10 protein-coding genes and 1 pseudogene are annotated in these 7,741 nt (G+C 71.2%); 6 read left to right on the top strand and 5 right to left on the bottom strand.

Translation table 11 applies throughout. The features are described from left to right. From ACWDX9_RS56275 to ACWDX9_RS56265, 3 genes are all read left to right on the top strand, one after another. Positions 1-850: AMP-binding enzyme (locus ACWDX9_RS56275; RefSeq protein ID WP_449971088.1), on the top strand; the 850-nt coding region annotated here is incomplete at its 5' end. 44 nt (positions 851-894) lie between these two features. Further along, entirely contained in the window at positions 895-1,209 is a 315-nt protein-coding gene (locus ACWDX9_RS56270; RefSeq protein ID WP_350734642.1) for a hypothetical protein, read from the top strand. A 167-nt stretch (positions 1,210-1,376) separates the two neighbouring features. After that, complete coding sequence (locus ACWDX9_RS56265; protein ID WP_449971086.1) at positions 1,377-2,750, top strand: RNA polymerase sigma factor; 1,374 nt, start codon at positions 1,377-1,379, stop codon at positions 2,748-2,750. Positions 2,751-2,835: 85 nt separating this feature from the next. Here the strand turns inward: ACWDX9_RS56265 and ACWDX9_RS56260 are convergent, their stop codons facing one another. After that, positions 2,836-3,234: a hypothetical protein gene (locus tag ACWDX9_RS56260; protein WP_363968718.1), complete on the bottom strand. Its 399-nt coding sequence runs from the start codon at positions 3,232-3,234 to the stop codon at positions 2,836-2,838. A 114-nt stretch (positions 3,235-3,348) separates the two neighbouring features. Between ACWDX9_RS56260 and ACWDX9_RS56255 the strand changes: the two genes are divergently transcribed. Both ACWDX9_RS56255 and ACWDX9_RS56250 read left to right on the top strand, forming a co-directional pair. Then, positions 3,349-3,909 carry a TetR/AcrR family transcriptional regulator C-terminal domain-containing protein gene (locus ACWDX9_RS56255; protein ID WP_449971083.1) on the top strand — a complete coding sequence of 187 codons (561 nt, stop codon included), beginning with the start codon at positions 3,349-3,351 and terminating at the stop codon, positions 3,907-3,909. 200 nt (positions 3,910-4,109) lie between these two features. Further along, positions 4,110-4,301 carry a DUF5999 family protein gene (locus ACWDX9_RS56250; protein WP_185074362.1) on the top strand — a complete coding sequence of 64 codons (192 nt, stop codon included), beginning with the start codon at positions 4,110-4,112 and terminating at the stop codon, positions 4,299-4,301. A 1-nt stretch (position 4,302) separates the two neighbouring features. Here the strand turns inward: ACWDX9_RS56250 and ACWDX9_RS56245 are convergent, their stop codons facing one another. Then, entirely contained in the window at positions 4,303-4,893 is a 591-nt protein-coding gene (locus ACWDX9_RS56245) for an alpha/beta hydrolase family protein (RefSeq protein WP_449971080.1), read from the bottom strand. An 82-nt stretch (positions 4,894-4,975) separates the two neighbouring features. Between ACWDX9_RS56245 and ACWDX9_RS56240 the strand changes: the two genes are divergently transcribed. After that, the gene (locus tag ACWDX9_RS56240; protein ID WP_363968722.1) at positions 4,976-5,326 is read left to right on the top strand and encodes a hypothetical protein; all 351 of its coding nucleotides are present in this window, start codon (positions 4,976-4,978) and stop codon (positions 5,324-5,326) included. Positions 5,327-5,462: 136 nt separating this feature from the next. Here the strand turns inward: ACWDX9_RS56240 and ACWDX9_RS56235 are convergent, their stop codons facing one another. The 3 genes and pseudogenes from ACWDX9_RS56235 to ACWDX9_RS56225 all read right to left on the bottom strand — a co-directional run. After that, a complete protein-coding gene (locus ACWDX9_RS56235; RefSeq protein WP_449971077.1) occupies positions 5,463-6,260 on the bottom strand; it encodes a tetratricopeptide repeat protein in 798 nt (265 codons plus the stop codon). A gap of 49 nt (positions 6,261-6,309) precedes the next feature. Beyond that, a complete protein-coding gene (locus tag ACWDX9_RS56230; protein ID WP_449971074.1) occupies positions 6,310-6,792 on the bottom strand; it encodes a hypothetical protein in 483 nt (160 codons plus the stop codon). Positions 6,793-7,030: 238 nt separating this feature from the next. After that, a pseudogene (locus tag ACWDX9_RS56225) lies at positions 7,031-7,741 on the bottom strand (glycine dehydrogenase (aminomethyl-transferring)); the annotation flags it as partial.

The following is a 7,741-nucleotide window of genomic DNA, read 5'->3' as shown; positions in this document are numbered from 1 at the left end:
GGCCGCCGCCTCCCTGCGCCACGTGGCGGCCTCCAAGGGCGAGCGCTGGCTGTGCTGCCTGCCCGTCGCCCACATCGCCGGCCTCCAGGTCCTGGTACGCGCCCTGCTGTCGGAGAGCGAGCCGATCATCCACGCCCGGTTCGACCCGGACGAGGTGCTCGGCTCGGGGGCCGACCACGTCTCCCTCGTCCCCACCCAGCTCCACCGGCTGGTCGAGCTGGGGGCGGACCTGTCGGTGTTCCGCACGATCGTGCTCGGCGGAGCCGCGCCCCGGCCGGGGCTGCTGGAGCAGGCGCGGGAGCTCGGCGCCCGGATCGTGACGACGTACGGGATGAGCGAGACGTGCGGCGGCTGCGTCTACGACGGCCGGCCCCTTCACAACGTGGAGGTCAAGATCGGCGAGGACGGGCTGATCAGGATCGCCGGCGCGGTGCTGTTCTCCGGCTACCGCTTCGGCGCCGCCGACCCGTTCGACGGCGACTGGTTCCGCACCTCCGACCTGGGCGAAATGGCCGGCGGCCGGCTGCGCGTGCTGGGCCGGGCCGACGACGTGATCAACACCGGCGGCGAGAAGGTGGTGGCCGCCGCCGTGGCCCAGGTGCTCGGCACCCACCCGGAGGTGGCCGATGTGGCCGTGATCGGCACGCCCGACGCCGAGTGGGGCGAACTGGTCACCGCCATCGTGGTGCTCGCCAATCCCGACACGCCACTCACGCTTCCTCAATTGAGGGCGTTCTGCCGCGATAGGCTTCCCCCTCATGCCGCCCCGCGCAGCCTGCGCCTGGTGCCCCAGCTGCCGCTGCTGCCGAACGGGAAGACCGACTTCGTCCGGCTCCGGGCAGGAACCTGATGAGTTGCGGCTGCGTCTTAGTTGGGGAGAGGGAGGGAGCCTTCATGGATCAGACCCGCAAGATGTGGGCATCCGCGGCCGTCGTCGGCGTCATCGTCGTCGGAGGCGCCTCAGTCGCGGCGGCCGCCTCGGCGGGCAAGCTCGACCAGGTCGCGAAGGAGACCCGAGCCGTGGTGGAGAAGGCACCGCCGACGTCGAGCCCGACGCCCACGACCAGCGACGACGGCATCGTGGTCTCCCGCGATGTCAACCCCGACCCCGACGCGGTCGTCGACTACTGGACGGACCAGCGTCTGCAGGACGCCCAGCCGATGCCCATGCCCGAGGTGTCGGCCGGGGAGATCAAGATCCGGGAATAGGACTGACGGGAGGGGCGGTTCGTCTATCGGGCGATCCGCCCCTTTTTCGTCCCACCGGGAACAAATGACAGCGATTGGCGTTATTGATACTGGTGCGCCGTGCGGACCGAAGCCGCCCCACCACAACCTGCCTGATCGCTTCGACTCCGTACGGAGGAGGTGTCCTCATGCCCAGAACCGCCGTAGCGACCCCATCTGCGACTCTCGACCAACTCATTGAACGAGGGCGAGCCCAGGGTCACCTTTCTCTCGCGGAGCTGCGTGACGCGTTCGCCGACGCCGGCATCAGCCCTTCCGAAGGCCGCACGATCCTGCGCGAGCTCTCGGAGAGCGGTGTGAGCCTGGCCGCCGAGAACGAGCCGTCTCTCAGCAAGACCGCCCCGAAGAAGGCCCCCAGGAAGCCCGCGCGTGCAAAGACTACCGGCCGCAAGGTGGCGGAGGCAAAAACCGCCCCGTCCAGGAACGGCACGGTAAAAACCGCCCCGGCCAACTCCACCGAGGCGGCCGCCAAGGCCGTGACCCGGTCCGAGCCCAAGCCGGAGCACGAGGAGGACGTGCCGGAGGACCTCGAGCTGAGCGCCGAGGACTCCGAGATCGAGAACGAGCAGATCGACCTGGACGACACCCAGTCGGCCATGGGCGACTCCGTGCACACCTACCTCAAGTCCATCGGCCGCCGCACGCTGCTCACCGCGGCGCAGGAGGTCGAGCTGGCCCGGCGGATCGAGGCGGGCCTGTACGCCGAGTACAAGCTGGAGACCGAGCCCGACCTGTCCGTCTCCGCCCAGGATGACCTCCTCCTGGTGATCGAGGACGGCAAGCGGGCCAAGGACCACATGCTGGAGGCCAACCTCCGGCTCGTGGTGTCGGTCGCCAAGAAGTACACCGACCGCGGCATGTCGCTGCTGGACGTGGTCCAGGAGGGCAACCTGGGGCTGATCAGGGCCGTGGAGAAGTTCGACTACACCAAGGGCTTCAAGTTCTCCACGTACGCCATGTGGTGGATCAGGCAGGCCATCCAGCGTGGTTTCGCCGACTCGGCCCGTACGATCCGCCTGCCGGTGCACGTGCTGGAGATGCTGTCCAAGCTGTCGCGCATCGAGCGTGACATGCACCAGCGCCTGGGGCGCGAGCCCACGCCCGAGGAGCTGGCCGTCGAGCTGGACAAGACGCCCGACCAGATCGAGGAGCTGCTGCGCACCAGCCGCCAGCCGATCTCGCTCAACGCCACGATCGGCGAGGACGGGGAGACCACGATCGGCGACCTCATCGAGGACGTGGACTCGCCCGAGGCTTCGGAGATCGTCGACCGTCAGCTGCTGGGCGACCAGCTGCGCGGCGTGCTCGACAACCTCTCGCCCCGGGAGGCGAGGATCATGGCGCTCCGCTTCGGCCTGGTGGACGGCAAGCCCCACACGCTGGACGAGATCGGCAAGCACCTGGGGCTGACCCGGGAGCGGATCCGCCAGCTGGAGAAGGAGTCGCTCTCCAAGCTCCGCCACCCCAGCAACACCCGTCCGCTGCTGGACTGGGCGAGCTGAAAACCGAAGCCCCGGCACAACGAGGGAGGCTGTGCCGGGGCTTCTTCATGCCCGTGGGTCTTATGCCCGTGAGATGGGCAAGGCGTCAGAGGGTCGCGGGCACCGGGCGCGGCACGCGCGGGATCCCCCACATCCGGTTGTCCTCGCGCAGCGTGCGCAGCCGGTCGACCTCGGCCGTCCACATCGACCCGGCGGGCGTCGCCTTGGCCTTGCGGCGCGCGATCCGGTCGTCGTAGGCCTTCACCCCGAACGTGGCCCGCTGCCCCGCCTCGGCGGCGCGCAGGGCGTCGGTCAGCGCGCGGTCGAAGGCCCGCCCGGCTGCCATCAGCTCGATCTCATCGGCCGCCGCGGCCCGCAGCACACGCAGCGTCTCCTCGGCTTCTCGGGCCTTGTCGAGCAACTCGGGGAAGCTCTTGGAGATCTCCTGGTCCGCGTGGTAGCGAACCTCGGCCTCCCGGCTCACCCGCGGACGGAAAAACGCCATCGACCCTGCCCTTTCACACAGCCGGCACTCGTTCAACCGCCAAGAGTACGCCGTCGTACGACACAGCGGGAAATCGACCCGGCGCGACCGGCTTTACGAAGTAAGATGATCTCCATGCCCGCCAAGAGACCGCCGGTCCCGCTCTCCCGCGAGCGCATCATCGAGGCCGCACTCCACATCGCCGACAGCCAGGGCCTGCGCCGGCTCACCATGCGCCGTCTGGGCGACGCCCTGGAGGTGGAGGCCATGGCCATCTACCACCACCTGCCCAGGGGCAAGGAGGCGCTGATGGACGCCCTGGCCGAGCACGTCACCGCGGTCCGCGTCGAGCAGGCGGCCACCTGGCAGGAGACGGCCAAGGCCTGGTGCCGGGCGGGGCGGGAGCTGCTGCGCGAGCATCCGGGCGTGCTGGCGCTGGCCCTGACCAAGCCTCCCAAGGGCGCCACGGCCATCGCCATCAGGGACCAGACCGAGCAGCTCGCCGACGGCGGGCTGCCCGACGCGGCGGAGGCCGTACGGGCGCTGAGAGCCTTCGTCTTCGGGAGCGTGGCCGTCGAGGTACAGCAGTCGGGCTGGGCCGATCCTGAGGTTGATGAATGGGTCAGGCGGGACGAAAGGGCTGATATCGATTTCGAGCGCGGACTCGACGCTCTGCTCAAGGGATTGCAAACGTAGTGCGCGTGTCGCGCTTGGACCGTTATCCTGCATACGGCACGCTGTGTCGAAGGTCACACGAACGGGGATCCCTTCTGTAACAGTCCTGATGGACTATGTCCGGGAGTGTGACATCCGTCGCACACTTGCCAGAACAATTACCCGAGCCGGCTCCCGCCCCTCCCAACGGGAGCATCCCACGAGATATCGGAGGCACGCCGATGTGCCCGCACGACCCGGCCTGTCCGGATGCCGAGGCGCCCGACCGCGAGAAGGCACGCACTCTCGCCTGCCACCCCGAACAGGGGTGGAGCCTGCTCTGCAACGGTGTCGTCCTGTTCGAGGACACCGGGGAGCTGCTGCCCAGCGGCGCCGCCATCGCACCACACCGACCCGTGGTCGGCGCGGCGTGAACTAGGCGTAGTGGGCTATCCACTCCGCCACGACCTCGCCCACTCGGGCGGGGTCCTTCTTGAGGTCGTGTCCCTCCCCCGGCAGCACCACCAGGCGTGCCGCGTCAGCGGCGTCCGGCACGCCGAACGGATCCCGGTCCCCGTTGACCACCAGCACGTCCACCCCGGCGCCGCGTAGCTCGTCGGCCCTGGAGCGTTCCGGCTTCCCGGGCGGGTGCAGCGGAAAGGCCAGCGCCACCACGGCCGCCGCGCCGACCGCCCCGGCCGTACGGCAGGCGACCCGCGCCCCGTTGCTCCGCCCTCCCTGCACCAGCGGCAGCCCCGGCCAGAGCGTACGCACCTCCTTGAGGACGATCTCCCACGCCTCGTCCTGTTTGACCGCCGACCCCGGCGCCCGCGCCCCCGCCACCCTGAACGCCTGCGTCACCCTGGCCACGACGGCCCCGGCCTCGATGGCGGCGTCCCGTACGGCGAGCAGGTCGGGAGCGTCCACTCCCCCGGCCGAACCGTGGGTGAGCACCAGCAGCAGCCGCGGGTCCGCCACCTCGTCCACCTGGACGAGCGCGGGCCCTCGCGGGGTCATGACCTCCATGCCAGCACCGTACCTGGGGAGGATCGCGCCCTAGCCCTCAGGTTGGATGACGGCGTGGCGTCGGCGATGGATGATTGCTGTCATGCCAGATAAGCGCCCCATCCGGGATGATCTCCAGGCCACCCTGGACGCCCGCCGGGACCTCGGTCCCGAGTACGAAGCCGCGCTCGTCGAGTCGTTCGTGGAGCGGCTCGACGCCACGATCTCCGCCCGCGTACGTTCCGAGCTGGATCACCACGGCGCCACTCCGCACCGGCAGAAGAGCCCTCCTGGCGCGGCGATGATCCCGATCGCGCTGGGCTCGATGGGCATCGGCATCCCCTTGACGGCCATCGCGGCCGGCAACGCGGGGCTGGTGGGGCTGACGATCACGTGGATCGCGATCGTGGTCATCAACGTGGCCTCGGCCGCGGCCATCATGCGCCGCAACTGACCTCGGCGCAAACGCGGCGGAGGCCTACGGGAGCGCCCCCGCCCTTTCCCCTGCCCGGACGCCTCGGTCCGGTCAGGGGCGCCAAACGGGCGCAGCAGTCAGGTGTGCGTCAGGGGGGCCACAGCCCGCCAGCGCGTCAGGCGTCGCGGTGGTAGCGGAGGCGGACCTCGGCGGCGAGGGTCTCGTCCTCGTGCTCCAGCCCGTACGACCACACCCGCCCCGCGTCGTCGGCGCGCCCCCGCAGCGGCAGCGTCCGGGCCAGGAGCTCGATGGCCAGGGCGCTGGTCTGCGGGTCCGCCCCGTACTCGACGGTCTCGGCGAACTCCGCGCAGGCCAGCTCCAGATGCGTGATCCCGAGCTGGACCCGCAGCCCCGGCACCTCCTCTGCCGGGGCGTCCTCCAGCGCCTCCAGGAGCACGTCGGCCGCCGCCCCCGGCTCCCCGTGCTCCAGCAGCAGGTCGGCCAGCTCCTGGGCCGCCCGCGCGCCGACACCCGGGTCGCCGCCCTCCATCGCGGCCCGCAGCTCCTTCTCGGCCTCGTCCAGGTCTCCGGCGGCCGTCGCCAGCCGGGCCAGCGCGAGGTGGGCCAGCGGCACATATGCGGCCGTTCCGACCCCCAGGACGGCCTGCCAGGCGGCCCTGGCCTGCTCGGCGCGGCCCTCCCGTTCGAACCCCTGGGCCAGGTGGCAGGCGGCCTGGGCGGCGTACTCGGGGTGCCCGGTGGCCAGCGCGGTCCTGGCGGCGGCCCTGGCGGCCTCCACGTCGCCGCGCTCCTCCAGCACCACGGCGAGCCCCACCGCGGCCTGGGCCCGGTCCGGGCCGTGGGGGTCGGCGGCCAGCTCGGCGAGGATGGCGGCGGCGCCGTCGAGATCACCGCGTTCGGCCAGGCGGCGGGCGGCGTCGAGGGGCGGGGTCTCCAGCTCTGAGGACGTCAAGAGAGCTCCTTCTGGCGACGGTCGCACCGAGCCTAACCATTTCTGTCGATCATGTCTGCTCAGTTGACGCGGAAGGACTGACCGGCTTCGGACCCCTGCGCAGCAGCAGGCGTACGGTCCTGATCATGACCAGCCCGAACGCCAGCTGGAACACCGCCTGCCCCACCACCAGCGGCCCCTCGGCCAGCACGACCGACACGCCGCAGGCCACCCCGGCGGCCACCTGTAAGCCGACCAGCATCGCCCCGGCGGACGCCCACGACACCATGCGCACCGCCAGCACCAGCTCGTGCAGGAACAACGCCGCCCCGAACGACCTGTGAACCCAGTGCACGCCGCTCCCGAGGGTGTAAGGCGTGAGCAGGATCCCCACCAGCAGCACCGCGAACGAGTCCCCGGCCACCGCCACGAACCGCGGCGCGGGGAGGGCGGGCGCGGCGGCCCGCAGCGCTCTCCTGGTGTAGAGGGCCGCGCCGAGGAACCCGACGGCGTACGGGACGACCGTGCGCCAGTGGACGCCGAAGTCGCTCATCCCGCAGTTGAAGGAGAGGCACCGGGCATGATCACCAGGCAGACGGTCAGCCCGGATAACAGGCACACCTGCCCCCTGACCAGGTCGCCCACCGCGCCGTCGCCCATCACCGGCCTCCCAGCCGATGATCCCACGCCAACCCGACCCCCGCGATGCCCCCCACGGGGTGACGGACGCCCGCCAGGGGGGCCCGTGGTCGGCGCGGGCGCGGTGGTGAAGCCGCGCCCGCGGTGAGCTCCTAGTCCTCGTACGCCTCCAGCGGCGGGCAGGAGCAGACCAGGTTGCGGTCCCCGTAGGCCTGGTCGATCCGGCGCACCGGCACCCAGTACTTCCCGTCCCGCACCGACGGCAGCGGATAGGCGGCCTCGCCGCGCGTGTACGGGTGGGTCCACTCGTCGGCGCTGACCGACTCGGCCGTGTGGGGCGCGTTCCGCAGCGGGTTGTCCGCCGGGTCGTAGGCCCCCGACGCCACCTTGTCGATCTCGCCGCGGATGGCGATCAGCGCGTCCACGAACCGGTCGAGCTCCCCGAGGTCCTCGCTCTCGGTCGGCTCGATCATCAGCGTCCCCGCCACGGGGAACGACATGGTCGGCGCGTGGAAGCCGTAGTCGATGAGCCGCTTGGCCACGTCGTCCACGGTGACCCCGGTCTCCTTGGTGATCTGCCGCAGGTCGACGATGCACTCGTGGGCCACCAGCCCGCCGCGCCCCGTGTAGAGCACGGGGTAGTGCGGGGCGAGCCGCCTGGCCAGGTAGTTGGCCGACAGGATCGCCTGCTCGGTGGCCGCCGTGAGGCCCTCGGAGCCCATCATCCTGATGTACGCCCACGAGATCGGCAGGATCCCGGCCGAGCCGTACGGGGCCGCCGAGACGGGACCCACCGGCGTGCCGTCGTGCAGCGGGTGGCCGGGCAGGAAGGCCGCCAGGTGGCCGCGGACCGCGACGGGGCC

It is taken from the genome of Nonomuraea sp. NPDC003201 (assembly GCF_053590415.1).
This window is presented reverse-complemented; position numbering and strand designations above follow the sequence as displayed.

Bases quoted from the DNA above. Each gene is read 5' to 3' on its own strand.
- ACWDX9_RS56260 (WP_363968718.1), bottom strand. From the start codon at position 3,234: ATGGCGTTTTTCCGTCCGCGGGTGAGCCGGGAGGCCGAGGTTCGCTAC.
- ACWDX9_RS56265 (WP_449971086.1), top strand. From the start codon at position 1,377: ATGCCCAGAACCGCCGTAGCGACCCCATCTGCGACTCTCGACCAACTC.
- ACWDX9_RS56255 (WP_449971083.1), top strand. From the start codon at position 3,349: ATGCCCGCCAAGAGACCGCCGGTCCCGCTCTCCCGCGAGCGCATCATC.
- ACWDX9_RS56240 (WP_363968722.1), top strand. From the start codon at position 4,976: ATGCCAGATAAGCGCCCCATCCGGGATGATCTCCAGGCCACCCTGGAC.
- ACWDX9_RS56245 (WP_449971080.1), bottom strand. From the start codon at position 4,893: ATGGAGGTCATGACCCCGCGAGGGCCCGCGCTCGTCCAGGTGGACGAG.
- ACWDX9_RS56250 (WP_185074362.1), top strand. From the start codon at position 4,110: ATGTGCCCGCACGACCCGGCCTGTCCGGATGCCGAGGCGCCCGACCGC.
- ACWDX9_RS56270 (WP_350734642.1), top strand. From the start codon at position 895: ATGGATCAGACCCGCAAGATGTGGGCATCCGCGGCCGTCGTCGGCGTC.
- ACWDX9_RS56230 (WP_449971074.1), bottom strand. From the start codon at position 6,792: ATGAGCGACTTCGGCGTCCACTGGCGCACGGTCGTCCCGTACGCCGTC.